This is a genomic window from Pontibacter sp. Tf4, from assembly GCF_014212495.1.
Lineage (GTDB): Bacteria > Bacteroidota > Bacteroidia > Cytophagales > Hymenobacteraceae > Pontibacter.
Genome location: NZ_JACKZC010000005.1, coordinates 25,397 through 51,541 on the forward strand (window position 1 = coordinate 25,397; position 26,145 = coordinate 51,541).

Sequence of the window (26,145 nt, forward strand, 5' to 3'; positions counted from 1 at the left end):
TTGTGGTTGTAATTCCTTAGGGACAGGTAAACCTGTCCTGTTCTCAGGTTGTAACTAGAACTATAGTTGAAACTATAAAAAAGGCGCAGACTGTCCCCTTGAGGGGACTATAGGGGTGTTAAAACATTAACTATAAAACTATACCCAAAGCCCAAATCCTGCAAATCCTGATTCAGACAAAAACAAAAGAGCTGAAACGGTGATCGGTTCAGCTCTTTTACAGGATGGTAAACTATCGTTTAAATATAGTTCTGCCCTTTTTTAGACTTCGCATCTGCTGTAAAGTCTTTTACTTTCTGTTCTTCTTCTAATTTGCAGATCATCAGCACATTATCGTGTTCTGCGATAATGTACCCTTCCAGGCCCTGTAATACTACCAGTCGGTCTTTAGGTGTTTTGATGATGCAGTTTTTCGTGTCGTACAGCATGGCCATGCCGTCAACTACGTTGGCGTTCTCGTCTTTGTCGCTGATAGTATAGAGCGAGTTCCAGGTGCCAAGGTCGGACCAGCCGATATCGCTTAACACCACATACACATTGTCCACCTTCTCCATAATGCCATAGTCAATAGAGATGTTGCGGCAGTGCGAGTAGGCTTTCACGATAAAATTTGCCTCTTCAGAGGTATTGTAAGCAGCGCTGCCCTCCTCAAATATCTCCGAAACTTCGGGCAGGAACTGGCGGAACGCGCGCAGGATGCTTTGCACATTCCAGATAAAGATACCGGAGTTCCACACAAAGTCGCCACTGTTCAGGAACATCTGTGCAAGCTCCAGGTTAGGCTTTTCGGTAAAGGTCTTTACTTTTTTAATAGGCTGGTCGCCATCGGCAATAAACTGAATGTAGCCATAACCCGTATCCGGGCGGCTTGGCGTAATGCCTAACGTAATCAGTACATCGTCCTGCGAGGCAGCTTCTAAAGCGGTGTTAATTACCTGGTTAAAGGCCTCCTGCTTCAGCACCACGTGGTCAGATGGGGTAACTATAAGGTTAGCATCCGGGTTTAGCTGGGCAATTTTATAAGAGGCGTAAGCAATGCAAGGCGCGGTGTTGCGCCCTATAGGCTCAAGCAGAATCTGGTTATCAGCAAGTTGTGGGAGCTGCTCTTTTACCAGGTGCTCATAGTCGCGGTTGGTAACTATAAAAATGTGCTCAGTCGGACAAATCTGCTCAAAACGCTTCATCGTCATCTGGAGCATGGTTTCGCCGGTACCCAGCACATCGTGGAACTGCTTCGGGTAGTTGGTACGGCTAAATGGCCAGAAACGGCTTCCAATGCCGCCTGCCATTATCACCACGTAGGTGTTGTCGTTCATGGGTGTTGCTTTATACAAGTCCTTCTTTCAGGAGGTCGTGCAGGTGCACAAAACCTTCAAATTTTCCGGAGTCGGTTACGATTAATTGCGTTATGTTTTTATCCTGCATAATGGCCATCGCTTCGGCCGCATACTGGTCCGGCTCTATCGTTAGTGGCGAGGCCGTCATAATATCGGTAGCTTTAATACCTTCTGTTGATTGATATTTGTCCAACATACGACGTAAGTCGCCATCGGTTATAATGCCAACCAGTTCATCGGTGTTTTCTTTTACTACAGCGGTGGCACCCAGTCTTTTAGAAGATATTTCGATAATGATTTCGCGCAGGCTGGCTGTTTCGTTAACCTTAGGGGCCTGGTTTTGTTTATAAATATCCTCTACCTTTAAATAAAGGCGTTTGCCCAGCGAGCCACCCGGGTGTAGGCGGGCAAAATCGGCACTGCTGAAACCGCGTGCCTCTAAAAGGCATACCGCCAGGGCATCGCCAAGGGCAAGGGCAGCGGTGGTGCTGGTGGTTGGGGCCAGGTTATTGGGGCAGGCTTCGCGCTCTACGTTGGCATTCAGTACATAATCAGCGCTTTCGGCCAGGTACGAGTCCGTGCTGGATACCATGGCCGCCAGTTTGGAACCTTTACGTTTTAAAAGCGGAACCAATACCTTTATTTCAGGTGTATTACCGCTTTTAGAGATGCAGATCACAAAGTCTTCGGGTTGGATCATGCCCAGATCGCCGTGGATGGCATCGGCAGCGTGCATAAACAAGGCAGGGGTGCCGGTAGAGTTTAAGGTTGCTACGATTTTTTGGGCTATATTAGCACTTTTACCGATGCCGGTCACAACTACGCGGCCTTTTATAGTTAGAATGGCTTCGACGCAATTTTTAAAATCCTCGTCGATAAAATCTGCCAGTCTGGCGATAGCTTCGGCCTCAGATAGTAAGACTTTTTTTGCTATTTGAGTTATATTATTAATCAGATTCAAGTTAAATTTGTGTTAATGTACGCTTATTTGAGTACGTTGCAACCTTACTTATTTTTTGCAGGAATTACATGTCACTTACAGAGGTAAATCTCAAGAACAAATTAAAGGAAGTTTTTGGGTATAATCAATTCAGGGGAAATCAGGAGCTGATAATAAACAACATTATTAACGGCAAAAACACCTTTGTGATTATGCCTACAGGCGCCGGCAAGTCGTTGTGCTATCAACTGCCTGCTTTATCGTTACCGGGTACGGCCATCGTTATCTCGCCGCTCATCGCCCTGATGAAAAACCAGGTAGATCAGCTGAACGCGTTTGGCGTGAATGCCCAGTTTCTTAACTCTACGCTTTCTAAGTCTGAGATAAACAAGGTAAAGAAAGAAACGCTGGCCGGCGAGGTAAAGCTGTTGTATGTGGCGCCGGAGTCGCTTACCAAAGAAGAAACGATCGAATTTCTGCGCAGCTCCAACATCTCGTTTGTAGCCATAGATGAGGCACACTGTATTTCGGAGTGGGGCCACGACTTCCGTCCGGAGTACCGTCGCATACGAGGCATTATAGACCAGATAGGCAACCTGCCCATCATTGCCCTTACGGCTACAGCTACGCCAAAAGTACAGCTGGATATTCAGCGAAACCTGCAGATGGATGAAGCTTCTGTTTTCAAGTCGTCGTTTAACCGTACTAACCTGTACTACGAGGTACGCCCTAAGCACAAGACCAAAAAACAGCTGATACAGTACGTTAAGAAGAACAAAGGCAAAAGTGGTGTGGTGTATTGCCTGAGCCGCAAAAAAGTAGAAGAAATTGCCGAGCTGCTGCGCGTGAATGACGTGAAGGCGCTGCCTTACCACGCCGGACTGGATGCCAATATACGCATGGCCAACCAGGATGCCTTCCTGAACGAGGAAGTAGACGTGATCGTAGCAACTATAGCTTTTGGCATGGGCATCGATAAGCCGGATGTGCGTTTTGTGATCCACTACGATACCCCTAAATCGATAGAAGGCTATTACCAGGAAACAGGCCGCGCCGGGCGTGATGGGCTGGAAGGCAACTGCCTGATGTTCTATAGTTACGATGACATCATAAAGCTTGAGAAATTTAACAAAGACAAGCCGGTAACCGAACGCGACAATTCGAAACTGTTGCTGCAGGAAATGGCCGCTTACGCCGACTCTGCGGTTTGCCGCCGTAAACAATTGCTGCATTACTTCGGCGAAGCATACGAAAAGGACTGTGGTTTCTGCGACAACTGCCTGCACCCGAAAGAGCGCTTCGAAGCGCAGAACGAAGTGGTAAACGCCCTAAAAGCAGTAGAGCAGACCGGAGAGCGTTTTGGCATCGACCATATTACGGCTGTACTTACCGGCCTGCGCAACCAGCATGTAACCAGCTACGAACACGACAAACTGGAAGTATTTGCTGTTGGCAAAGAGCAGGATGTACAGTTCTGGAGTTCGGTGCTGCGCCAGGTGTTGTTGTCTGAGTTTCTGGAAAAAGACATAGAGAACTTTGGCGTTGTGAAGCTAACCGAGAAAGGAAGAGCTTTTATAGCCAACCCGCACCCGATAGAACTGACCAAAGACCATAACTTTGAGCAGGAAGTAAAAGAAGACGAGGAAAAAGAAGAAACGCAGGCCGCCGCCGGTCACGACGAAGTTCTTTTCGATTTACTGAAGAACCTGCGCAAGAAGCTGGCCAAGGAAAAAGGCCTGCCGCCATACGTGCTGTTCCAGGATCCGTCTTTAAAAGAGATGGCTACTGTTTACCCTACTACCAAAGAGGACCTGGCGCATATTGCCGGTGTAGGAATGGGTAAGGTACAGAAGTTCGGAAAGCCGTTCCTGGACATGATCAGCAAGTATGTAGAGGAGAACGATATTGTAACTGCTGCTGATGTGGTGGTGAAAACAACGGTCAACAAATCCAAGATCAAGATCTACATTATTCAGCAGATAGATAAAAAAGTAGACCTGGACGAGATTGCAGCCTCTAAAGACCTGACCATGCAGGAACTGATAGAAGAGATAGAGCACATCTGCTACTCGGGTACTAAGCTTAACCTGAACTACTACATCAATAATGTGCTGGATGAAGAGCGCCAGGAGGAGATCTACGATTACTTTATGAGCGCCAGCACCGATAACATTGCCGTGGCACTGAAAGAACTGGGCACCGACGACTATACCGAAGAAGACCTGCGCCTGATGCGTATCAAGTTCCTGTCAGAGTATGCCAATTAATTGCTAGTTGTTGGTGGCCGATTATTAACCAGCATAAGTATAAGAGAAGACCGTTGCAGGAATGCAGCGGTCTTTTTGTTTAAAAAGTCTGCCCGGCTATAGTTGCACGACTATAAAACTATAGTTTGTGCTGCGCGGGCAACTATAAATCTTTAACTTCGCAACACGGAGTACAGCAATCAACATTAGCAACAAAACTATGAACGTATTGATAATTGGGTCCGGAGCCCGTGAGCATACCATTGCCTGGAAACTGAAGCAGAGCGAATATTGCGAGGAAGTGTTTGTTGCCCCTGGCAATGCCGGAACTATGGCGTACGGGACACATGCCAGTGTAGACATCCATAACTTTGAAGAAGTAGCCAAGTTTGCTACCGATTTTAATATTATGATGCTGGTAGTAGGGCAGGAAAACTCGCTGGTAGAAGGTATTCACGATTACTTCCAGGAAAAAGAGTACCTGAAGCACATTCTGGTGATCGGCCCGAAAAAGGCGGGTGCCATGCTGGAAGGCAGCAAAGATTTCTGTAAAGCTTTTCTGCAGAAATACAACATCCCGACGGCCCGCTACCAGACCTTTACCGAAAATACCTACCGTGAAGCAGTAGAATATCTGCGCAACCATACTTACCCGGTTGTGCTGAAAGCCGATGGACTGGCTGCCGGAAAAGGCGTTATCATCTCCCCGGATTTCGAACATGCCCTGGATGCCCTGGAAGATATGCTGCGCAACAAGCGTTTCGGCAATGCCGGCACCAAAGTCGTGATCGAAGAGTTTCTGGAAGGTATTGAGGTATCGGTGTTCATTCTGACGGATGGAAAAGAATATGTGCTGCTGCCGGAAGCGAAAGACTACAAGCGCATAGGCGAAGGCGATGCCGGTCTGAACACAGGTGGTATGGGCGCTATTTCGCCGGTGCCGTTTGCCGATGAGGTGTTCATGCAGAAGGTGAAGGAACGCGTAATTGAGCCAACTATAGCCGGTATGCAGCAGGAAGGCCTGGAGTACAGCGGCTTCCTGTTCATTGGCCTGATAAAGGTAAATAACGAGCCTTACGTAATTGAGTACAACGTGCGCCTCGGCGACCCTGAAACCGAAGCCATACTGCCACGCATTAAGTCAGATTTGTTTGAGCTGTTTAAGTCGCTGCACGACCATACGCTGGGCAGCTATAAACTGGAAGTAGACCCGCGCACGGCTGCTACGGTGTTCCTGGTATCAGGTGGCTACCCCGAAGGGTTTGAGAAAGGCAAAGAGATATCTGGCCTGGATAAAGTAAGCCCGGAGGTGCTGGTGTTCCATGCCGGTACCAAAAAAGTAGATGATAAACTGGTGAATAACGGTGGTCGTGTAATAGCTGTAACTGCCCTCGGCAATACCCTGGACGAAGCACTGGCCAAAGCCAACCAGGCTGCCGAAACGATAACCTGGCAGGGCCGCTACTACCGCCGCGATATCGGGTTTGACCTGAGACAGGAGAAAGTATAGCCAACTATAGGTTAACTATAAAAACAGGAAAGGCCGGTTGCATTAACCGGCCTTTCCTGTTTTAAAATGCTGTGCTATAGTTAGCAGTAAGCTTCAAAAGCGCCTTTCAGGTTGTCAACAATGCGGTTAAGCTCGTTGCCTTCAATGTGGTAACGCTCAATCATGTGCACCAGCTCGCCATCTTTAAACAGTGCGATTGATGGTGATGAAGGAGGATAAGGCAACATGTACTCGCGGGCTTTGGCAACAGCATCTGCTTCCATACCTGCAAATACAGTTATTAGTTTGTCAGGTTTCTGATCAGCAGCAGCCACAGCCATTTTTAGGGCAGGGCGTGCCTTAGAGGCTGCACAACCGCATACAGAGTTAATGGCTACCAGTACAGTTCCTTCTTTTGTAGAAAGCACCTGCTCTACTTCTTCTGGTGTCATTAATTGCTCAAAACCCGCCGACGTAAGATCCTCGCGGATAGGGGCAACCATATATTCAGGATACATTCCCATAATCGTTCTTATTTAAGATTAAAACTACGAGCTGCAAATTTACAAAATATTTAGGACATCAGAAGATGATGTATATCACCTCCTTGTCGGGGGACAGGATTTAACTATAGCCAATCTATAGGACACATAAAACTCCTAAAATAACAGCAGAAACAACTATAAAGAACTATAGTTCAGACAGCAACATCAACTATAGAGCTACCCTATTAAACAAAAATGACTGCCTTGGAGGCAGTCATTTTATAGTTCAGTTACTTAATGTTTCTATTACTTAACCTCCCGCAAACGCTGGCTCATAGCTTCGTAAAGAATGATTCCGGTTGCGACAGACACGTTCAGGGAGCCGATCTGGCCTAAGAGCGGGATACGCACCTTGGCGTCGGCGCGCTTCAGGTACTCCGGCGAGATACCGTCTTCTTCACTACCCATCAGGATGGCCGTCGGACCTACCATATCCAGGGAGCCGTCTGTCAGGTTAGTGTCTGTTTTCTCGGTACAGGCTACGATCTGTACGCCGTAATCTTTCAGGTAATCAATTGTGTCCTTCAGGTTAGGTTCGCGGCACACTGGTACCAGGTTCAGGGCACCGGCTGATGTTTTCATGGCATCCGCATTTATCTGGGCACCGCCACGGCTTGGGATCACGATCGCATCCACGCCCATACATTCGGCATTACGGGCAATGGAGCCAAAGTTGCGCACATCGGTAATACGGTCAAGTACCAGCAGTAAAGGGCTTTTGCCTTGCTCAAACAGCGAGGTCACGATCTCGTGCAGGGGCTGATAGCTGATCGGGGAAATAAAAGCAACGGCGCCCTGGTGGTTTTTGCGTGTCAGGTTGTTCAGTTTCTCAATCGGAACGGTAGCAACCGGCACATCAAAACGCTTGGCTTCCGCTATGATCTCGTCGGTGGTAGGGTTTTTGGCGCCACGCTGCAGAAATATTTTTTCCAGTGTTTTGCCTGCCAGCATTGCTTCCAATATTGGCCGGGAGCCGAATATCATTTCTAACTTGTCTTCTTTCGGAGCTCTGGGCCTGCCGTAGCTGCCGCCGCTCACATATCTGTTATTCCTGCTCTCCATTTTGCAACTGCGCTGTACCAGCTTTCTTCGTACTCACGACGCCGTACCAGCTCATAGTGATTTTCGGTAAAGTTATTCTCTTTTTTGGTAAAAACGAACTTAACGTAGGGCTGCATCTCAGTCTGGCGGTAAATCCAGGTCTCGGTGCTACCTACACGGCTGATGTCGCTGGGCGGCCCGTAAATAAGGTAGATCATGCCGCGGTCGGTGGCCCAGCCGGGTTTGTAAGAGGTGTAAAGCTTGTTGGCCTGCTCTACACGGCCATAATAGGTGCGAATAAGCTCGCGGGCAAGGTGCTTTTCGCCGGCCACGCTCAGCCAGAAATCATCAATAGCCTTTTTAGGATCAGGTGCTTTAAACAGGCGCTCCCGCTCGGTGGAAGTGGTCAGGTAAATAAGGGGCTGCAGCATTTCGCGGGCCATCGTTACCTGCGGAAAATGCCAGGGCTCAACCAGCAGACCGCGGGCAAAGGCTGTATTAGGCCAGAGCAGGTATAAGCCCTGCTGCGGAAACACAAACGTATCGGTAGCGGCTACTGTAAGCGAGTCGAGGGGCTGAAATGTTTGCGGCTGTGGCTCCTGGCGCGTGGACATGGGTGGCAGGGCCGGTACAAACTCCGGCTCGAAACGGTAGAGGACCATACGACCTGTTGTGTCGGCATCCTGTAACAGCAGCGTATCTGTAGTGGTAGTATAACTTTGTATAAGTGGTTGCCCGGTGTGCTGCCGCACCAGCAGGGCCGACTTGCCGAGCATTGCGGGCTGCAATGGCACTCTGAAGGATGTGTTCTTTCTGGATTGTCCGGCAAACTCCTGCCATAGTTTAAGGTTAAGCACATTGCCGGCCGCAACCTGCGTGCGTGGTATAGTTACCCGCACCGAAACAGCATCATTACTCTCTGGGTTGGGGATTGCAACTATAGCTATGGTATCGCGCAGCAGAACGGCTCTGGAGTTGTTGTCTTTTACTTCGTAGGTCAGGCTTGTGGCTGAGCGCTGTAGTTCCAGCAGGCGGCTTACATCATAAAACAGGAAATGTAGTTTCAGGCTGTCGGGGGTGGCCTGGTACACGTAAGCCATTGCTACTTCGGGCTTTGCCTGCTCGGGCGCCTGCCTGGCTTGTGCTGACGTTACCCGCACCGGCACTGTGCCCGGCGATGTCTGGCTGCAGGCAACTATAGTTACACTTATAAGCAGCATCAGCAAACGATGTATTGCAACTTCTGGCGCCATTACCCGATCATGAAATGTGTTTAAATAAACAGGCCGGACTGCATATCAGCCCGGCCTATTCTACTGTTTAAATACTTATTTTGTTTAGCGGCGCATGCGCTGCAGGTACTGCATAAACTGTTGCTCCAGTTCGGCAGCGCGCTCCGGCATACCAATCTCCTGCGCTGCATATACTAACTGCTGCATCATCAGCATATTGGTCTGTATCTCCATCTCGAACAGGGCACCTTTTGACAGGTAATAGTTCAGGTTTTCAGACGACTGTTTTACCATACCTTCCAGCAGCTCTTTTGCCTTCTGCTCTTCGCCTAAATCCGCGTAAATTGTAATGAACTGTGGCGTATAGTAGTCGTAAGGCACTGTTGAAACCGGCAATGCGGTAAAGCAACGGTCTACCAGCGCTTTTGCACGCTCTTTGTTGCCTTCTGCCAGGTAAGCCGCTGCCAGCTTCCCGAATTTATCACGGGCATTGGCAGTAAAGCGATAGTAGTTCTCGTCGTAGAAAATGTTCGGGTCATCAAAATTACGGAACTCGAACTCCTTCATCAGGTTGTTGTACATCACTTCCTTGTTCAGGTAACCTGGGCTGTTCAGGAAGCTCTGGTTCTCGTCCTGTACTGTTTTAACCGGCACAATGCGGTACGCCAGGCCATCTAACTGGAAGTATTCCGATAAACCGATAAAGTCTGCACTGTTTACGGTGGTTGAGAAATAAACAGGGCGCTCCCAGTTATTGGTTGCCAGCAGATCCAGCATTACCAGGTGTTTCTTTTCCAGCAGCGATTTATTGATCACCCACTTCATCTGGTCCACGATCTGACCTTCTTTCTCGTCTGGTATAAAGCCCATTTGTGCCACCTTCTCTTTATCAACAGGCAATACAAAGGTTTTGGTAGGGAACGTGAGCAACGTAGTGCCCGGGCCATACTGCACCTGCAGGGCTTTGTGGTTCTGTTTTACCAGGTCAATGAATTGTTTCAGATCGATACCGCCTGCTACCTGTGGTTTCTCGTCGTACGGCAGGTAGTCGTTGGTGCCTTGTCTGTAGTTCTCGATGCCTAAGGTTAACGGCCATGGCGCTGATTTGTAAGACGGGCGCATCATCTGCTCTACATACCAGTCGGTGTTCAGGTAGCTTAGTACAGCCACCCGCACGTCGGTACGGTAACCTTCTACTTCCTGCACATACCACAGCGGGAAGGTATCGTTGTCGCCGTTGGTGAAAAGTATACCGTTAGGAGCTACAGAATCCAGCAGGTTACGGGCAGAATCGACAGACTGGTAGCGGTGCGAACGGTCATGATCGTCCCAGCCCTCGGCAGCCATTATACCCGGCACCAGCAAGCAAACTATAGTTGCTACGGCAGCACGGGTTGCCTGGTCGCGCAGCACCTTCTCCAGTAGCCCGGCCACAGCTACCACACCCAGTCCAATCCAGATACTGAAGGCGTAATACGAACCGGCAAAGGTATAATCGCGCTCGCGTGGCTCTGTTGGTGGCTGGTTCAGGTAAAGCGCAATGGCCATGCCTGTAAAGAAGAACAACAGACCAACTATAAATGCATTCTTTTCATCTTTGCGGATCTGCCAGATCAGGCCAAGTATACCTATAATAAGCGGCAGCGCGAAAAAGTTGTTGCGGGCTTTGCTGTTTTCTACCAGCGCCGGAAGACCGGCCTCGTTATCTACAAACCAGACCACGCCGGCATTCTGCACGTCGCTCTCACGGCCTACAAAGTTCCAGAGGAAGTAGCGCCAGTACATGTGCCCTAACTGGTAGTTAAGCAGGAAGCTTAGGTTCTGCCCGAATGTCGGCATCTGCCCTTCCCGTATATCTACCCACTTTTTGTATTCATCTATGTGTTGCGGCGCATCACTGTAAATACGAGGCAGCAAGGTCAGGTCCTTCTCATCGTACACAGGCTCTACTTTTGGCTGCGTAGGCAGGTACTTATCCTTGCCTTTAATGTAACGCATGGCACCTTCTTCCTGGCCTATCGGCTGGGCATTGTACTGCGGCCCGTACAACAACGGACGGTCGCCGTACTGCTCACGCTTCAGGTAAGCCACCACGCTCATAATATCATCCGGGTCGTTCTCGTCTATAGTTGGCTCATAAGAGGAACGGATCGGGATCATCATGTAAGAAGAGTAGCCGATCAGCACAAACACGAGGCTCAGCAGCGCAGTGTTCAGCACGCGCATGTTGCGCCTGATGGAGTACATGATGCCATAGGCAATGGCCGCCACTACCAGCAACACAAATATGATAATACCAGAGCCAAACGGCAGCCCCAGGGAGTTTACAAAGAACACCTCTACCCTACCAGCCACCGATGGCAGGCCAGGTATAATGCCCCATAATATCGACATCACGATAACAGCGCTGATACCAAAGGCAATCAGTCCGCCGGTTAAGGTTGGTTTGTAAAGTCTGTAGTAGTAGATAAAGGCAAGCGCCGGTATAGTTACCAGGTTCAGTAAGTGCACGCCTATAGATAAACCTACCAGGTACGCGATCAGAACAAGCCATTTATCGGAGTGAGGCTCGCCTACTTTTTCTTCCCAGCGCAGCATGGCCCAGAACACGATCGCCGTAAAGAACGACGACATCGCATAAACTTCGGCCTCTACTGCAGAAAACCAGGCAGAATCGGAGAAGGTATAGGCCAGGGCACCAACGACACCAGCACCCATTACCAGCAGAATATTACCTGTAGTTGGTGTTTCGCCTTCTTTTACTAAAAGCTTCTTAGCAAAGATTGTGATGGTCCAGAACAGGAACAGCACCGTGAAAGAGCTGCAAAGCGCTGACAACAGGTTAACCCACCACGCCACCTGCGACGGATCGCCTGCAAACATGGAGAACAAACGGCCTACCAACAGGTAAAACGGAGCCCCCGGCGGGTGCGGCACCAGCAATTTGTACGAACAGGCTATAAACTCACCTGCATCCCAAAAGCTGGCTGTGGGTTCAAGGGTTAGCACATACACAACGGTCGCGATCAGGAATACGACCCAGCCTACAAGGTTATTTATCTTTCGATAGTCTGTCATGGTAATTTTTAGGATTGCGCCCCGAAAATACTAAATTATGTGAGATATAATTGCGGATTGTTAATTGTTGATGACCGAAAGGTTGAATTACTGCAGGCTAAATAGTTAAATTGTCAGAGGTTGATTGTTGACTTAACTATAGTTTAAGATGCCAAGTATTACATCTCTACACCAACTCTTACCTTTCTAACCCCAGAAATTACCCTACCTTACACATAAAAAGCCGACCTGAGGCCGGCTTCTTATAGGTATATCGTTCACTAAGTAAAATTATTTCTGAAGGATCAGTCGCTTGGTTTCTACGGTTTTGTCGTTCACCAGCAAACTATAGAAATACACACCCGATGGGTATGGGCTCATATCCAGGGTCACTTCTTTGGCCTCGGTAGCGGCCAGGTTCTTTGTAAAGATCACACGACCAATGGTGTTGGAGATGCGGATCTTATAGTTGTCGCTACCAGACTGTGTAAGTGTCAGGCGGGTCGGGCCGTTAGACGGGTTAGGGTATGCGTTGATAGAAGGCACTGTTTTTACATCGCGTATGGGTGTAAACGAAGCCAGTGTTACCGAGGCATACATGCTTTTATCCGGTTTAGGCGCATCAATATGGAAAGACGGGCCTACCGCTGCCGCATAAATTTTAGAGCAGGTATGCTCTGCTTCTGAAGCTACAAAAATAGGGCGAGCATTCTGTGCCGATACCACCAGTCCACCTGACTTTTCCTGTTTCAGTTTCCAGAGGGTACTGCCGCCTTTGTATGTTGGCGCAACGCCCGAAGCCGCTTCAGCTTTCTCCGCTTTGATAACCGACGCCGCCATGGCCGTTAAGCCAAGCAGGTGCGAGCCAAGCAGGGTGGATATAAATACAAGTTTAGTAAAGTTCTTCATAAGGGTACATGGTTTAGTCAGCTATACTCATACCAGAAAATCAAATATAGTACAAATGCCTGAATATATAAGCGAAATATCTGAAAAATCTGATAATTAAGGCCCAAAACTATAGTTCAGGCCTATGCGCTTAACTTAAACAAAAATGGTGCCTAAGCTATAGTTTCCACCCTACCACCCCCGGCGTTTCTGCCACGAAACTATAGTTGAAAGAGCACTATAGAAACACTTAAATATAACTTTGCCAACAACATACAACTAAACATCATCAACTACAATGACAGCAAAATACAATAACTAATCTACCTATAGTTTACTACCTATATATACATAAAACTATAAATATACACACAAGCAAATTATAATTATATTTTACAAAGAACTTAGTTGCACCAAATCAATAACCTTACAATATAGTGCAACTACCATAAACGGGCATCGTTACAGCAAATATTAAACTTATTTTAGATTACACATGAATTGAAATTTACATGAAGCCCTATATATTTTTTATCCTGATGATCCTGCTGACCTGGCAAACAGCCAGTGCACAGACCGATCAGCAGCCCGCCGATTGCAGCAAGACGGACGGCTGCCTTACATACTCTCTTAACGGAGCCACACGCCACGACCAGGACACCTATATTTTATCTTTTACCCTTATCGTAAACTGTACCAACCGCCTGGAGTACATTGCTTTTGAACTACCCGAAGGTGCTGACGCCGACGAACCATCCAACTACTATGCCCAGCAAAAGGAGTTTATAGTGCACGATGGCAAAACCAGCGGCAAAAAAATCGAGACCACCTTTAACGCTATCCAGTATACTGCCAAGAACAATACCAACATCAGCAACGGAGGTAGTTTTACATTTGAGTTCGCAATCAACACCACCGATTACAATGCACTGAACAACATCCGCGTGCAGGCCAAAGTGGCCAACTCTGCACCCAGCCTTGTTACATTCGACCACCGCACCTGCGCACCGCTGGCCGACAGGCAAATGCCGGATTGCCGCATCGACCTGGGGCAGGCTGTAGTTGGCTTTACAGGGGCCACCACCAGTACCAGCGGCAGCACTACGCTCGGCTTTATGATACAGAACAACCTGCCTGAAGATGTACAGACGATCAGCATCGAAATACCCGGCGCACCCGAAGGCGTTACAGCAGTAAGCGACAACAACGGCAGCAGCTACCAGGCAAACTATAAATACAAAACTACTTACACCGACGGCATCCTGACCTTTGAAGCACAAAACACGAAAGGCTTTGCCAACGGCGCTACCGACCAATTCCTGTTCAGTTTACCTGCGGGCACCTACAACCCCGAAGAAAATTTTACCATTACCATGCAGGCCGGGCAAACGATGGTGGCCACAGGCTTCAACACCGTATCCTGCGAGGATTCGCCGATCACCCCGTTGCCGGTCGAACTTTTATCCTTTAAAGGAAAGGCTACGCAGAGCGGCATAGACCTGCAATGGGAAACAGCATCGGAAAAAGACAACGAACGCTTTGAAGTAGAGCGCAGCACTGATGGCCGCACGTTCGAAAAGATAGGACAGGTAGCAGGCGCAGGAAACTCCAGCATTAAGCTAAACTATAGTTATACCGACCCGGTTCTGCGCCAGGGCGTTTACCACTACCGCCTACGCCAGGTAGACTACGACGGAACCTATGCTTACAGCAAAACAGTAGCCGTACAACTAAAAGCAGTACCGGGCAGTGGCAGGTTCCAGGTGTATCCTAACCCGGCAACCGGAACAGCTATTACAGTATGGGTAGCCGGCACAGGTGCTGATGTAAATGGCGGAAGCCTGCAGATAGTGGATATGAGCGGTAAAGTAATGTTTACAGGGCCGGTAAATGCCGGCAGCCGAACTATAGATTTGCCGTTGCAGGAACTGCGGTTACCGAAAGGCATGTATGTGGTAAACCTGTTACAGGGCACCGATAAACAGACCCAGAAACTTATAGTTCAGTAGCACCGGAACACAACAGCCATAGTATATTGTAAAAGGGAAGCAACTATAGTGCTTCCCTTTTACTTGCGGCTGGCCATCAGATCACAAAAGCGATCTCTTTAAACCCAAAAAACCTGAGCTCGCCGTCTATAGTTACCCCAAGCTGACCATCTTCGTTTACGCCAACTATACTTCCGGCAAGGGTCTGTCCGTTAACCCTGAAGAGGTGCTCCTCCTGGTAGCGGTAAAGGTTTTGCAGGTACTCGTATTTCAGGCGTGCCAGCTTACCGTTGCGTAGTTCCAGGTAGCGTTTTTCGAGCAGTTCCAGCAGGCGGGCGGTCAGTTGTTCCAGGTTTATACCGGTGCCGGTTATAGTTGCCAGCGAGGTAGCCGTATCCACACCAAAGTATAACTGGTTCACATTTAAACCAATACCAACTATACTGTGTTGTAAACTATAGCTGTTAATGGTGTTTTCTATTAAAATCCCGCCCAGCTTTTTATCTTTAAAGTATACATCGTTGGGCCATTTTACCTGCGCATCGGCAGCACCCCGTTCGTGCAACAGGTCCAGCACCGCCAGCGAAACAGCCATATTCAGGTAAAACTGTTGCCTGACAGGCAGAAACACAGGTGACAAAATAACCGAAAGCGTGATGTTTTTACCGGGCTCGGCCTCCCACGAATTGCCTCGTTGCCCGCGCCCTTTCGTTTGTTCTGACGTAATAATGGTACAGCCCTCTGTGGCTTTATTTTTGATAAGAAGCTGTTGAGCCTCGGAGTTTGTAGAGTCGCAGACGGGCAGATAATATAGCTGCCGGCCTATAAACAACGTATTAGGCACCATAACTTTGGCAAAATTTAATATTTTTGTATTTCAAATTTAATCAGCACAAATGAAAGAAAGTAAGGTTGAGGCTAATTCAGACATATTGGCAGAGCTTGTAGTAAAAGGAATGCAGGAGAAGAAAGCCTCCGATATTGTTATAATGAACCTTAAATCGCTTAAAAATGCAGTCTCAGACTACTTTGTTATAGCATCCGCAACCTCAGACACGCAACTGGAAGCCATTGCCAACGCAGTGGAAGAAGAAGTATACAAAGCTACCAAACAGAACCCGTGGCAGAGCGAAGGCCGTACCAACAGAGAATGGGTACTGCTGGACTACGTAGATGTGGTGGTACACGTCTTCCTGAAAGATAAACGAGAGTTTTACGCGCTGGAAGAATTATGGGGAGATGCCCGCATACAGCATGTGGAATCTGTTAACTAACTCTGGTCTGCCTGAACAATTTGTACGGGCCGGAGTTTTTCATACATCTGATAACTAAATCATGGCAGAAAAAAATAATAAAGGCACTAACAAAAAGAAAAAGCCGATCATCCCGACTACGCCGCCGCGCCCTACCATGCAATTATGGATGCTGGCCGTGCTTATTCTGGTGATCTTTGGCCTGACCTACCTGAACAGGAGCAACTCTACTGTAGAAACATCGCAGCAGGAATTTGAAGAAATGCTGCTGAGCGGCGATGTGAGCAAGGTAACGGTCGTTAATAACAAAACTGTAGAAGTATACCTGAAAGAAGAAGCCCTGCAGAACGAGAAATACAAGCAGGAACTTTCGGAACAAGGCATGATCGCCAAAGACAAAGGCCCGCAGTATCACTTCCAGGTAATTTCGGCAGAGGTATTTAAAGAAGACCTGGACAAACTACAGGCAGACGTACCACGCGACCAGCAGGTACCGATCTATACCGAAGACCGCACCGGTTTCATGGATTTCTTCGCAACATGGGGCTTCTTGATCCTGTTGCTGTTCGGTTTCTGGTTCCTGATGCGCCGTGTAACAGCGGGTGGCTCAGGTGGTCAGATCTTTAACATTGGTAAATCCAAAGCTGCCCTGTTTGATGCTGAAAATAAGGTTAAGATCACGTTTAAGGATGTGGCCGGCCTGGAGGAAGCAAAAGAAGAGGTGCAGGAGATTGTAGAATTCCTGAAGAACCCGAGCAAGTTTACTGTGCTGGGTGGTAAAATACCGAAAGGTGCGTTGCTGGTTGGCCCTCCGGGTACTGGTAAAACCTTACTGGCAAAAGCCGTTGCCGGCGAAGCCGACGTTCCGTTCTTCTCCCTGTCAGGTTCCGACTTTGTGGAGATGTTCGTGGGTGTGGGTGCTGCCCGTGTGCGTGACCTGTTTAAACAAGCCAAAGCCAAAGCACCATGTATCATCTTTATAGATGAGATCGATGCGATCGGTCGTCACCGTAGCCGCGGCCAGGTGCCGGGTGGTAACGACGAGCGCGAAAATACCCTGAACTCCCTGCTGGTAGAGATGGACGGTTTCGCGACTGACTCCGGTGTGATTATACTGGCAGCTACCAACCGCCCTGATACTCTGGACTCTGCCCTGCTGCGCCCTGGCCGTTTCGACCGCCAGATCAGCATCGACAAGCCAGACATTAACGGCCGTACCGAGATCTTTAAAGTACACCTGGGTCCGCTTACGCTGGCGCCGGATGTGGATGCCAAGAAACTGGCTGCCCAGACACCAGGTTTTGCCGGTGCCGAGATAGCCAACGTTTGTAACGAAGCCGCTCTGATAGCTGCCCGTCGCAACAAAAAAGCGGTAGATCAGCAGGACTTTAACGATGCCATTGACCGTGTGATCGGTGGTCTGGAGAAGAAGAACAAGATCATTTCTCCGGAAGAAAAGAAAATTGTGGCTTACCACGAGGCCGGTCACGCTATTGCAGGCTGGTTCCTGGAGCATGCCGATCCGTTGGTAAAAGTAAGCATCGTTCCGCGCGGTGTAGCTGCGCTGGGTTATGCCCAGTATTTACCAAAAGAACAGTTCCTGTATACTACCGAGCAATTGATCGATGAGATGTGCATGGCATTAGGTGGCCGTGCTGCCGAAGAGATAGTATTCGGCAAGATATCGACCGGCGCCCTGAGCGACCTGGAGCGTATTACCAAAATGGCCTACAGCATTGTAACCATGTATGGTATGAACGACAAGATCGGTAACGTATCGTTCTACGATTCGAAGCAGTCCGAAATGTCGTTCAACAAACCATACTCCGAAGCTACTGCCGAGACAATTGACAACGAGGTACGGGCTATTATAGGAGAAGCGTACCAGCGCACCAAACAGTTGCTGATGGATAAGCGCCATGAGCTGGAACTGGTAGCACAGGAACTACTCGAGAAAGAGATCCTGTTCCAGAACGACCTGGAGCGTTTGGTTGGTCCGCGTCCGTTTGAGGCCCTGACTACGTACCAGGCGCACACTGCAGGTACCGACCGCAGCCAGACCAAAAGCGAAGTAGACCAGAACCACCCCGTGGAGTTTGGTAATGATGAACCTGATGAAAAGCTGCCAACGCCAGCCGGAAACGGCCAGCCGACAGCAGAGCAACAGGAAGATAACCTGAACACAAGAACAGCTTGAACCTAAACAGGCATGTACGAAGCTAAGACCAAGGAAATAGTTTTAAGAAGAGTAAGAGAGGCGCTGGCTAAGCCAGCGCCTTTTCTGCCTCCTACCCCTGATTTCACATCGCCGCTGCACCACGCCTCCACCGACGATATGTCGGTGCTGTTTGTAGAGAACTTTCTGAAGACCAGCGGGTCCTTCTTTTACTGCGAAAGCGAAGAAGATTTCTTTGACCAGCTGTTTACTTTTAAGCGGGAGCAGAACATAGAGCACCTGTTTGTATGGGAAGCTAATCTGCAGAAGGCGCTGTACCATGCCGGTATCGGCTACACCGACTCGGAGCAGGACTTCGTGAAAAACGCACACGCCAGCTTAACTACCTGCGAATCCCTGATAACCCGCACCGGTAGCATTCTGATAAGCTCTGCTACTGCCGCCGGCCGCCGCCTGAGCGTGTACCCTGAAATACACATGGTAGTAGCCAAAGCCAGCCAACTGGTGCCGGATATAAAAGATAGCCTGCAAAAGCTGCGCAACAAGTATAAAGAGAATTTTCCGTCCATGGTATCGCTGGTAAGTGGCCCGAGCCGTACCGCCGATATCGAAAAAACGCTGGTAATGGGAGCGCATGGTCCTAAGCAGCTTGTACTCTTCCTGATAGATGACCTTCCGAATTGATCAGCTTGCCCCGGGCAAGAAAGTGTATTTTGCGTCAGATTTTCATTTGGGAGTGCCGAACGCTGAAGCCAGCAGAGCCCGTGAAATGAAAATTGTGCGCTGGCTGGATGAAGTAAAGCACGATGCGGCCGCCATCCTGCTGCTGGGCGATATATTCGATTTCTGGTTCGAGTACCGCCATACCATACCCAAAGGCTTTATCAGGCTGCAGGGCAAGCTGGCAGAGATCACCGACTCCGGTATTCCTGTCCTGTTTTTCACGGGAAACCACGACATGTGGATGTTTGATTACTTCCCTCAAGAGCTCAACATCCCCATACTCCGCGAACCGATCTCTACCACTATAAACGGGCATACCTTCTACATTGGCCACGGCGATGGCTTAGGACCCGGCGACCATACCTATAAGTTCATCAAAAAAGTATTTGCCAACAAAGCCTGCCAGTGGGCATTTGCGCGTATCCACCCTAATTTAGGTATCGGTATTGCCAACATGTGGTCGCGCAAGAGCCGCATCAGCAATGTTAAAAAGGATGAGAAGTTTCTGGGCGAAGAGGAATGGCTGTTGCAGTATTGCCGCGAAGTAGAAGCCACCCAGCACCACGATTACTACATTTTCGGACACAGGCATTTACCGCTGGACCTGCCAATTGGTGACAGCAGCCGCTATGTGAATTTAGGAGAATGGGTCAATTTTTGCTCGTATGGTGTGTACGATGGACAGAACCTGACATTAGAGCATTTTGAAGCGTAACAGAACCATAGCTATAGTTTGGCTGCTATTGTGTGTAGCGATACCTGCGCTTGCCCAGCAAAAGCAACCGGAGTTTCTGCAAACTATACCGGTCAGTTCCGCCACAGCCATTGCTGCCGACCAGAAAGGCATTGTTTACCTTCTCAACCCACGCCGTAATCTGGTGCAGCTCGACTCGCTGGGCCGTCTGCTTACAGTTTACTCGCCGCAAACTATACTTGGCCGAAATACTACGATAGATGCCGGCAATCCTCTCAAGCTTTTACTTTTTAACCAGGACCGCCAGGAATTGCTTTTGCTGGACAGGTTTCTGCGCCCGATCAGCAGTGCGCTGTTACCCGAGTTTGGATTAAACGGAACCGTACGCGCTGCAGCTCTTGCCTCTGACGACGGCTTCTGGCTATTTAATGAAACAGATTTTACACTAGGAAAACTGGATATGCGGATGCGAAAAGTAGTGTTCGAAACGCCGCTGAGCCTGGTGCTGGACCATAACAGGTTTGATGTGCGGATGATACGCGAATACCAGAACCAGGTGTACCTTCTGGATTATAATGCCGGCATTTATGTATTCGACAACTTAGGCAACTATAAGCAAAAGCTCCCGCTCTCAGAAGTGGCTTACATAGGCTTTCTGGGCAATGAGCTTTACTATGTAAAAGACGGCAGCCTGCACTTTTACGACCTGTATAAGCAACAGCAGCGCACCATCTCTCTCCCGAAGGATAAGAAATACACTACTGCCCTGGCAACAGACAACCGCCTCTACCTGTTTGCCGGCAAAACCGCCGACGTGTATAGTTGGTAATTACTTCGCTTCTCCCGAAAATATTTTCAGGCCCACTACTCCGGCAATGATCATCAAAATGCAGAGAATTCGGATAAGGTCGCGCGGCTCATTCAGGAATACGATTCCCAGGATAGCAGTACCGGCCGCCCCGATACCCGTCCAGATACCATAAGCTGTACCCAACGGCAATTCTTTCATGGCCTGTGCCAGCAGCACAAAGCTCAGGATCATCACTACAACCGTAACAACACTAATCACCGGTTTAGAGAAACCCTCGCTATACTTCAGCCCAAACGCCCAGCCAATTTCACAAATACCTGCCAGAATCAAATATACCCACGCCATATCAGTTCACTTTATTGATAAACAAAGGTAGTGTTTTCATTCCGCTGGTCAACGGGTTTTTGTTTTGTGGTTTGAGAGTAGTGGTAACGTAAATGCTATAGTTTATCATTATTGTCATTTCGTGTGTAGCGATAAATCTATCTCGGATTATAGTTGTTTAAGACCTAGCAGCGTGCGCAGCTCCTGCTAGCGTCTGGTGCTATAGTTGGCTTTGCCTACTGCTGGAACCAAGCTATCCTTCCATAGCTTCTTTTATTCCTGGGAGCTCTAAAAGCCTATCGTTTTATAGTTTAGTTGGCTCCCTCTCAGGCCGGGAGGCCCCGTCTTCGGGCATCGCGCGGTGTACATTTCCTTTGCTCTTACGTCGCAATGGCTGCGCCACCGGAAATCTACAAGGCGCTCAACCCAAAGACTGATATCAATTCGATAGCTTTTGCCTTAGCTATAGTTTCCTTTTTGTCTTTTGGGTGAAGCAGATCTGCTTTTCTCATGGTTGTAATTCCGTAGGGACAGGTCGCGACCTGTCCACTCTTGGTCTGTAACTATAGAACAATAGTTGAATCCAAAGCAGAAGCAGAGTTCCCCTCCTTGGATAAGGAGGGGTAGGGGTGGTTGGACTGCACAAACTATAGAACTATAGCGTCAAACTATAGCAAAAGCCCAAATTCTGGAAATCCTCTAATCCTGCAAATCCAGATTCAGACAAACCTCCAAGCCGGGCAAACCATCTAACGCATCAGGTCTAATTCCATCTCAAACTGCCCCAGGAAACGATTGAAATAGCGGCGCTTCAGGAAAGATTTAAACGAAACGGCACCAGCATCCACGTTGATGAGCAGCAGCGCAGGGGCACTGGTCAGGGCAACGGCATTTCGCAGCAGTTCTTTTCCAATGCCCTGTTCTCTTTTGTCTTTTGCCACGGCCAGTTGCGCAATGGCACCTGTTTTCGGGAAAAGTACGAGGTAGCCTGTCAGTTCCTCTTGCTCGTCTCGGGCTTCCAGTATTATTTTCTGGTCGGGGCTGCGCGATATGGCTGAGGCTGTATGTTGCCAGGCTGGCTCCACATCCCACAGGTGACGGTAAGTTGCCCAGTCAGGCTTGGTTACTTCTGTTATCGTTATGTCGTCCGGAGGGGTTCCGGACAGTAGCAATTCCTCTTTTCGGGCCCTGAAACAATCAAGCGAGCGGGTTACCTGAAAACCAATGGCCTTATAGGAGCGCAGCGCTGGCTCATTCTCCTGAATAACCTCTAATAAGCCCCGCTCCAGGCCGCTCTCGCGCAGTTTTGGCAACAGCACTTCATACATTTTCCGGGTGAGGTGGTGGCCTCTGTGTGCAGGCAACACGCCGGTACCGGCATTATAAGCGGTAGGTTTCCCCTGGTACTCACCCAAGCCAGTCAGTATAAACCCAACCATTTTGCCACCACTGTAAGCTCCTACACAAAAGGCGGGTTCAATACCTTCACGTTTCAGTTTGGTATAAAATTGCTCCTCTGTGAGCTGTATGGGCACAATGTAATCGGCAAAGGCATTCAGAAAGATCTGGTGCAGTACGGGCATATCCTGCGCCGCCAGCAACGTAAAAGAGTATTCAGGTTCCATAGTTCTATAGTATAACGGAAGCGGGTTATAGTTGCAGTTGCTTCCGGTAAAAAAGTGCGATAACGATGGCTACTGCCCCGGTCAGTGCTGTAATAATGATCTTCACCTGGATGGATGCATCTGCCAGATAATAAACTATAAAAAGCAGCAGCACGGTAAGCGCCAGCCAGGCCATTGGGTAATACGGCACCTGCGCTGTTGCTTTATAGGCCTGCATATAAAACCCGGCATAACCCAGGTACATGAGCGAGGCAAAGGTAGTATAAGCAGCCGCCTGGTACCCAAAGATGGGCACCAGCATAAAGTTCAGCACCAGGTTAGCTACACCAGCCACCACCGATAAGTGCCAGATCCGGGTTGTTTGCTCACGGTAGATCAGTGTATTTACCACCACCATATACATCGGCCTGAAATTATAACCCATCAGGATAATGATAGCCAATGGGTACGCCTGCTGGAGCGCTTCGTTTTTGATCAGGAGGATGAATATCTCGCGCATCCAGAGGCAACCCAGGGTGGTAGCGAACAGAAACATACCCAACAGCAGAAAAGTAAACCGGCGCACCTGCAGGGCTGCCTCACGGGTGCGTTCTTGTGCCAGGTATTTCATGTAGAACGGCGACGAAGCCTGCATAATGGCCCCGGTAGCCAGCATAAAATAGGTCCCGAAGTTAGAGGCAATATTGTAGAGACCAATACGCTGTATCGGTACGCGCAGCACGTCCAGTACCAGTTTATCAGAGGCATCCAGCAAAAACATGGCAGCATTATGGGGCACCATGGGCAGGCTAAGTTTTAGCGAATGCACAATGCGGTGCCACCTGAACCGGAAAATAGGCCATAGTTTAAGCTTGAAATACAGGTAATGCCCGTTCAGCAGGAAGCCGGCCGTGTTCCCGATAAAAGTGGCATAAAACCACCCCCTGAAACCCATTTTAAGATAAGCGATGGTGAACACATTAAGTGCTACAATAAGCGCCCCCACTATAAATGAGCGTACAGCCAGTGGCACAGCCCGCTGCGACAATTGCCAGTGTATGTTACTCTGCATCTCGGTCATCTGGTAAAACATGATGGGCAGGCCACAAAGCAGCGCAATTTCCAGGCGGTAGGCAGCGCCCTCGTCAGGCACCAGATAGTATAAGGCAACTATAGCTACCAACCCGTACACCACCGACCAAAGCGTCACAAACCCGTTCAGTTGCCGCCAGATCCAGCCAAAGCGCGTTGGTTGTTTGGCAAAACTGTTTACCAGTACCACACTCAGCCCCAGGCTCTGCAACAACGTAAACACCGACATATAAGCCGTTACCACCCCGGCCACGCCATAGTCGGCAGAGGTGAGGTAACGGGTAATAATGGGCAGCGTAAGCACACCGGCCAGTTTGGGCGCCTGCGCAGCCAGCCCATAAATTACCGCATGTGTAAACAGTTTGCGAAGCATCGCTTAAAATTATAGTTTAAATTCCAGCATCGTGCACGTAGTGGTTATTTTTGTAGTGCACCCGGGCATCTGGCGTTACATTTAAGCGATCGTAACATCATAAGCGTAAAAAATTAGTATATTTGTTACTTATCAGATTAAGAAAACAAGAATTCATAGCTATATAAGGAGATCAAAAAGTGGGTTGTAATTCATGTTCCAGTGGCGGATGCGGCACCAAAAAAACCAGTGCAGATGGCACAGAGGTTGTTGGTGGCTGCAAAAGCAACGGCGGCTGCAGCACAGGAGGCTGTAACCGTTTAAACGTGTTCGACTGGCTCAGCGATATGGAATTACCCGTTTCGTTTGAGGAGTTCGACATTGTAGAAATAAGATTTAAAGGAGGCCGCAAGGACTTCTATCGTAATACAAACAGGTTAGATTTAACGACCGGCGATGCCGTGGTAGTGGATGTGCCAAACGGCCACCACATTGGTTTTGTATCGCTGAAGGGCGAACTGGTGCGCCTGCAGATGCTGAAAAAGAAAGTGGAGAACAACGAGGAGATCCGCAGCATTTACCGCATCGCCACCGAGCAGGACATGGCCAAGTTTAACGAGGTGCGCGACCTGGAAGGAGGCGCCATGTACCGCTCCCGCGAGATAATTCAGCAGCTGAACCTGCGCATGAAACTATCGGATGTAGAATACCAGGCTGACAAAAGCAAGGCTACCTTCTACTACTCTGCCGACGACCGCGTTGACTTCCGCGACCTGATCAAAAAACTGGCCGAAGAGTTTAAAGTACGCATAGAGATGCGCCAGATAAGCCTGCGCCACGAGGCAGGGCGTTTGGGCGGTATCGGCTCGTGCGGCCGCGAACTATGCTGCTCTACCTGGCTCACCGACTTTAAAAGCGTATCTACCACAGCGGCGCGTTACCAGAACCTCTCGCTTAACCCAAGCAAGCTTAGTGGCCAGTGCGGCCGCCTGAAGTGCTGCCTGAACTATGAGCTGGAAACCTACATGGAGGCGCTGAAGGATATACCAACTGTTAACCGGCCATTGCAGACCCAGCATGGCGAAGCCTTCCTGCAGAAGACCGACATCTTTAAAAAGATGATGTGGTTTGGCTTTAAAGGCGACAATAACTGGTATCCGGTGCCGGTAGAGCGTGTGCAGGAAATACTGGAGCTGAATGCAAAAGGTGTTGCCGTGGAGTCGCTGACCGTAGTGGTGGAAGAAGAGCCGAAGCAGAACGAGTTTGTAGCGCAGGTAGAAGGCAGCCTTGAACGCCTGGACGATAAGTATAAGGCCAAGAAGAAAAAGAAGAAGAAAAAGAAAGGTGGCCAGGCTGGTGATGCTGCTGTAGCAGAAACTGCCCCAGCACAGGGACCTGAAAGAAAGCCAAGATCGGAGATGGAGCCGCGCGAAGGCGAACAGCGCCGCAACCGTAACCCACGCCCCGACAACAGGAACCGTAACCGCGAAGCAGGCCCAGAAAACCGTGAGCCACGCCCTGCGCGTGATCACCGTGGCAACAGAGAGCGCGCCGAAGGCAACCGACCTGAGCAGGCAAACCGTGAACGCGGCAACCGCGAGCGGGGCGAGAACAGGCCAAAGCCTAACCGCGAGCCAAGACCGCCACGCGAAGGCAACGAAAGGCCACCGCAGCAGCCACAGGCACAGCAACCGGGACAGGAAGGCCAGCAACAGCAACCTAAAAAACAACGATCACGCAAACCGTTCCGGAACAGAAAACCGGATCAGAATAAACCGAGCACCGATGCATAACAACCTTGTTTGCTGGGCAGCAGCGTTTTTGCTTCTGCTTACATCCTGCGACCCGGCACGCGTTTACGAGCAGAATACCGATATACCCGAGAGCAACTGGACCATCGACAATGCGCCTGTTTTTGAGTTTGAGATAACAGAACCAGCTCAGAAATACGCCATTTATGTGAATGTGCGCTACAACCTGCAGTACGATTTTTATAACCTGTACCTGCAGCACCAGCTCACCGGTCCCGATGGCAAGGTTATCTCTGAAAAACTGCACGAAGTGTTGCTAATGGATGCCAAAACAGGTAAACCGCTGGGCAAGGGCTCATCTGACACGTTTGACCTGCAACAGCTTATTTTAGATGATGTCACGTTCCCGGAAGCCGGTAAATATAAGCTCAAGCTAACCCAGTACATGCGCCGCGATCCGCTGCAGCACATTGAGGCAGTTGGTATCAGGGTAGCCAAGAAGTAAGCGCTGGTGTTAGCGTAAGCAAAGCCCGCTGTGCCTGCAAAGTAGCACAGCGGGCTTTCGCATATATAGCTTGTCCAAATTTATAGTTGCTGCGTAG

The 26,145-nt window shown here is 49.2% G+C and carries 21 protein-coding genes; 10 read left to right on the plus strand and 11 right to left on the minus strand.

Annotated elements, in window-relative coordinates:
- Positions 1–239: 239 nt before the first annotated feature.
- A complete protein-coding gene (locus H7F15_RS09240; protein WP_185196693.1) occupies positions 240–1,316 on the minus strand; it encodes a mannose-1-phosphate guanylyltransferase in 1,077 nt (358 codons plus the stop codon).
- 10 nt (positions 1,317–1,326) lie between these two features.
- Positions 1,327–2,298 carry an SIS domain-containing protein gene (locus tag H7F15_RS09245; protein ID WP_185196694.1) on the minus strand — a complete coding sequence of 324 codons (972 nt, stop codon included), beginning with the start codon at positions 2,296–2,298 and terminating at the stop codon, positions 1,327–1,329.
- Between the two features lie 68 nt (positions 2,299–2,366).
- Here H7F15_RS09245 and recQ point away from each other — a divergent pair, with 68 nt between their 5' ends.
- Both recQ and purD read left to right on the plus strand, forming a co-directional pair.
- Positions 2,367–4,544 (plus strand): DNA helicase RecQ, encoded by a 2,178-nt coding sequence (gene recQ, locus H7F15_RS09250; RefSeq protein ID WP_185196695.1) that lies wholly within the window; start codon positions 2,367–2,369, stop codon positions 4,542–4,544.
- A 199-nt stretch (positions 4,545–4,743) separates the two neighbouring features.
- On the plus strand, positions 4,744–6,033 hold the full coding sequence (gene purD, locus H7F15_RS09255; protein WP_185196696.1) for a phosphoribosylamine--glycine ligase: 1,290 nt from the start codon (positions 4,744–4,746) through the stop codon (positions 6,031–6,033).
- An 80-nt stretch (positions 6,034–6,113) separates the two neighbouring features.
- Here the strand turns inward: purD and H7F15_RS09260 are convergent, their stop codons facing one another.
- From H7F15_RS09260 to H7F15_RS09280, 5 genes are all read right to left on the minus strand, one after another.
- A complete protein-coding gene (locus H7F15_RS09260) occupies positions 6,114–6,530 on the minus strand; it encodes a BrxA/BrxB family bacilliredoxin (protein ID WP_304608256.1) in 417 nt (138 codons plus the stop codon).
- 273 nt (positions 6,531–6,803) lie between these two features.
- Positions 6,804–7,619 (minus strand): 23S rRNA (guanosine(2251)-2'-O)-methyltransferase RlmB, encoded by an 816-nt coding sequence (gene rlmB / locus H7F15_RS09265; protein ID WP_185196698.1) that lies wholly within the window; start codon positions 7,617–7,619, stop codon positions 6,804–6,806.
- On the minus strand, positions 7,592–8,851 hold the full coding sequence (locus H7F15_RS09270) for a GWxTD domain-containing protein (protein ID WP_255481164.1): 1,260 nt from the start codon (positions 8,849–8,851) through the stop codon (positions 7,592–7,594). Before H7F15_RS09270 ends, rlmB begins: the two co-directional genes overlap by 28 nt.
- Positions 8,852–8,935: 84 nt before the next feature.
- Positions 8,936–11,908, minus strand: a complete 2,973-nt coding sequence (locus tag H7F15_RS09275) for a DUF2723 domain-containing protein (RefSeq protein ID WP_185196699.1) — start codon at positions 11,906–11,908, stop codon at positions 8,936–8,938.
- Between the two features lie 270 nt (positions 11,909–12,178).
- Positions 12,179–12,796 carry a T9SS type A sorting domain-containing protein gene (locus H7F15_RS09280; protein WP_185196700.1) on the minus strand — a complete coding sequence of 206 codons (618 nt, stop codon included), beginning with the start codon at positions 12,794–12,796 and terminating at the stop codon, positions 12,179–12,181.
- Between the two features lie 491 nt (positions 12,797–13,287).
- Here H7F15_RS09280 and H7F15_RS09285 point away from each other — a divergent pair, with 491 nt between their 5' ends.
- The gene (locus H7F15_RS09285) at positions 13,288–14,784 is read left to right on the plus strand and encodes a T9SS type A sorting domain-containing protein (RefSeq protein ID WP_185196701.1); all 1,497 of its coding nucleotides are present in this window, start codon (positions 13,288–13,290) and stop codon (positions 14,782–14,784) included.
- A gap of 76 nt (positions 14,785–14,860) precedes the next feature.
- Here the strand turns inward: H7F15_RS09285 and H7F15_RS09290 are convergent, their stop codons facing one another.
- Entirely contained in the window at positions 14,861–15,610 is a 750-nt protein-coding gene (locus H7F15_RS09290; RefSeq protein ID WP_185196702.1) for a biotin--[acetyl-CoA-carboxylase] ligase, read from the minus strand.
- Between the two features lie 49 nt (positions 15,611–15,659).
- Between H7F15_RS09290 and rsfS the strand changes: the two genes are divergently transcribed.
- The 5 genes from rsfS (at position 15,660) to H7F15_RS09315 (ending at position 20,438) form a co-directional block, all read left to right on the plus strand.
- Entirely contained in the window at positions 15,660–16,037 is a 378-nt protein-coding gene (gene rsfS / locus H7F15_RS09295; protein ID WP_185196703.1) for a ribosome silencing factor, read from the plus strand.
- A 61-nt stretch (positions 16,038–16,098) separates the two neighbouring features.
- The gene (ftsH, locus tag H7F15_RS09300; protein WP_185196704.1) at positions 16,099–18,213 is read left to right on the plus strand and encodes an ATP-dependent zinc metalloprotease FtsH; all 2,115 of its coding nucleotides are present in this window, start codon (positions 16,099–16,101) and stop codon (positions 18,211–18,213) included.
- A 12-nt stretch (positions 18,214–18,225) separates the two neighbouring features.
- Positions 18,226–18,876, plus strand: a complete 651-nt coding sequence (locus H7F15_RS09305; RefSeq protein ID WP_185196705.1) for an LUD domain-containing protein — start codon at positions 18,226–18,228, stop codon at positions 18,874–18,876.
- A complete protein-coding gene (locus H7F15_RS09310; RefSeq protein WP_185196706.1) occupies positions 18,860–19,630 on the plus strand; it encodes a UDP-2,3-diacylglucosamine diphosphatase in 771 nt (256 codons plus the stop codon). The genes H7F15_RS09305 and H7F15_RS09310 overlap by 17 nt, the downstream gene beginning before the upstream one ends.
- The gene (locus H7F15_RS09315) at positions 19,620–20,438 is read left to right on the plus strand and encodes a hypothetical protein (RefSeq protein WP_221627033.1); all 819 of its coding nucleotides are present in this window, start codon (positions 19,620–19,622) and stop codon (positions 20,436–20,438) included. Before H7F15_RS09310 ends, H7F15_RS09315 begins: the two co-directional genes overlap by 11 nt.
- Here H7F15_RS09315 and H7F15_RS09320 read toward each other — a convergent pair whose 3' ends face one another.
- The 3 genes from H7F15_RS09320 to H7F15_RS09330 all read right to left on the minus strand — a co-directional run bounded on the left by H7F15_RS09320 (position 20,439) and on the right by H7F15_RS09330 (position 23,813).
- A complete protein-coding gene (locus H7F15_RS09320; protein WP_185196707.1) occupies positions 20,439–20,765 on the minus strand; it encodes a multidrug efflux SMR transporter in 327 nt (108 codons plus the stop codon).
- Positions 20,766–21,493: 728 nt separating this feature from the next.
- Positions 21,494–22,369, minus strand: coding sequence for a GNAT family N-acetyltransferase (locus H7F15_RS09325; protein WP_185196708.1), 876 nt, complete (start codon positions 22,367–22,369; stop codon positions 21,494–21,496).
- A gap of 25 nt (positions 22,370–22,394) precedes the next feature.
- A complete protein-coding gene (locus H7F15_RS09330; protein WP_185196709.1) occupies positions 22,395–23,813 on the minus strand; it encodes a lipopolysaccharide biosynthesis protein in 1,419 nt (472 codons plus the stop codon).
- A gap of 326 nt (positions 23,814–24,139) precedes the next feature.
- Between H7F15_RS09330 and ricT the strand changes: the two genes are divergently transcribed.
- Both ricT and H7F15_RS09340 read left to right on the plus strand, forming a co-directional pair.
- Positions 24,140–25,585 carry a regulatory iron-sulfur-containing complex subunit RicT gene (gene ricT / locus H7F15_RS09335; RefSeq protein WP_185196710.1) on the plus strand — a complete coding sequence of 482 codons (1,446 nt, stop codon included), beginning with the start codon at positions 24,140–24,142 and terminating at the stop codon, positions 25,583–25,585.
- Positions 25,578–26,048: a gliding motility lipoprotein GldH gene (locus tag H7F15_RS09340; RefSeq protein WP_185196711.1), complete on the plus strand. Its 471-nt coding sequence runs from the start codon at positions 25,578–25,580 to the stop codon at positions 26,046–26,048. The genes ricT and H7F15_RS09340 overlap by 8 nt, the downstream gene beginning before the upstream one ends.
- Positions 26,049–26,145: the final 97 nt, after the last annotated feature.

What these genes read in the sequence shown, in the direction of transcription:
- ftsH (WP_185196704.1), top strand. Translation starts at nt 16,099, where the DNA reads ATGGCAGAAAAAAATAATAAAGGCACTAACAAAAAGAAAAAGCCGATC.
- H7F15_RS09330 (WP_185196709.1), bottom strand. Translation starts at nt 23,813, where the DNA reads ATGCTTCGCAAACTGTTTACACATGCGGTAATTTATGGGCTGGCTGCG.
- H7F15_RS09310 (WP_185196706.1), top strand. Translation starts at nt 18,860, where the DNA reads ATGACCTTCCGAATTGATCAGCTTGCCCCGGGCAAGAAAGTGTATTTT.
- H7F15_RS09290 (WP_185196702.1), bottom strand. Translation starts at nt 15,610, where the DNA reads ATGGTGCCTAATACGTTGTTTATAGGCCGGCAGCTATATTATCTGCCC.
- H7F15_RS09325 (WP_185196708.1), bottom strand. Translation starts at nt 22,369, where the DNA reads ATGGAACCTGAATACTCTTTTACGTTGCTGGCGGCGCAGGATATGCCC.
- H7F15_RS09280 (WP_185196700.1), bottom strand. Translation starts at nt 12,796, where the DNA reads ATGAAGAACTTTACTAAACTTGTATTTATATCCACCCTGCTTGGCTCG.
- H7F15_RS09340 (WP_185196711.1), top strand. Translation starts at nt 25,578, where the DNA reads ATGCATAACAACCTTGTTTGCTGGGCAGCAGCGTTTTTGCTTCTGCTT.
- H7F15_RS09270 (WP_255481164.1), bottom strand. Translation starts at nt 8,851, where the DNA reads ATGGCGCCAGAAGTTGCAATACATCGTTTGCTGATGCTGCTTATAAGT.
- H7F15_RS09275 (WP_185196699.1), bottom strand. Translation starts at nt 11,908, where the DNA reads ATGACAGACTATCGAAAGATAAATAACCTTGTAGGCTGGGTCGTATTC.
- H7F15_RS09240 (WP_185196693.1), bottom strand. Translation starts at nt 1,316, where the DNA reads ATGAACGACAACACCTACGTGGTGATAATGGCAGGCGGCATTGGAAGC.
- H7F15_RS09260 (WP_304608256.1), bottom strand. Translation starts at nt 6,530, where the DNA reads ATGTATCCTGAATATATGGTTGCCCCTATCCGCGAGGATCTTACGTCG.
- ricT (WP_185196710.1), top strand. Translation starts at nt 24,140, where the DNA reads ATGGAATTACCCGTTTCGTTTGAGGAGTTCGACATTGTAGAAATAAGA.
- recQ (WP_185196695.1), top strand. Translation starts at nt 2,367, where the DNA reads ATGTCACTTACAGAGGTAAATCTCAAGAACAAATTAAAGGAAGTTTTT.
- rlmB (WP_185196698.1), bottom strand. Translation starts at nt 7,619, where the DNA reads ATGGAGAGCAGGAATAACAGATATGTGAGCGGCGGCAGCTACGGCAGG.
- H7F15_RS09305 (WP_185196705.1), top strand. Translation starts at nt 18,226, where the DNA reads ATGTACGAAGCTAAGACCAAGGAAATAGTTTTAAGAAGAGTAAGAGAG.
- purD (WP_185196696.1), top strand. Translation starts at nt 4,744, where the DNA reads ATGAACGTATTGATAATTGGGTCCGGAGCCCGTGAGCATACCATTGCC.
- H7F15_RS09285 (WP_185196701.1), top strand. Translation starts at nt 13,288, where the DNA reads ATGAAGCCCTATATATTTTTTATCCTGATGATCCTGCTGACCTGGCAA.
- H7F15_RS09320 (WP_185196707.1), bottom strand. Translation starts at nt 20,765, where the DNA reads ATGGCGTGGGTATATTTGATTCTGGCAGGTATTTGTGAAATTGGCTGG.
- rsfS (WP_185196703.1), top strand. Translation starts at nt 15,660, where the DNA reads ATGAAAGAAAGTAAGGTTGAGGCTAATTCAGACATATTGGCAGAGCTT.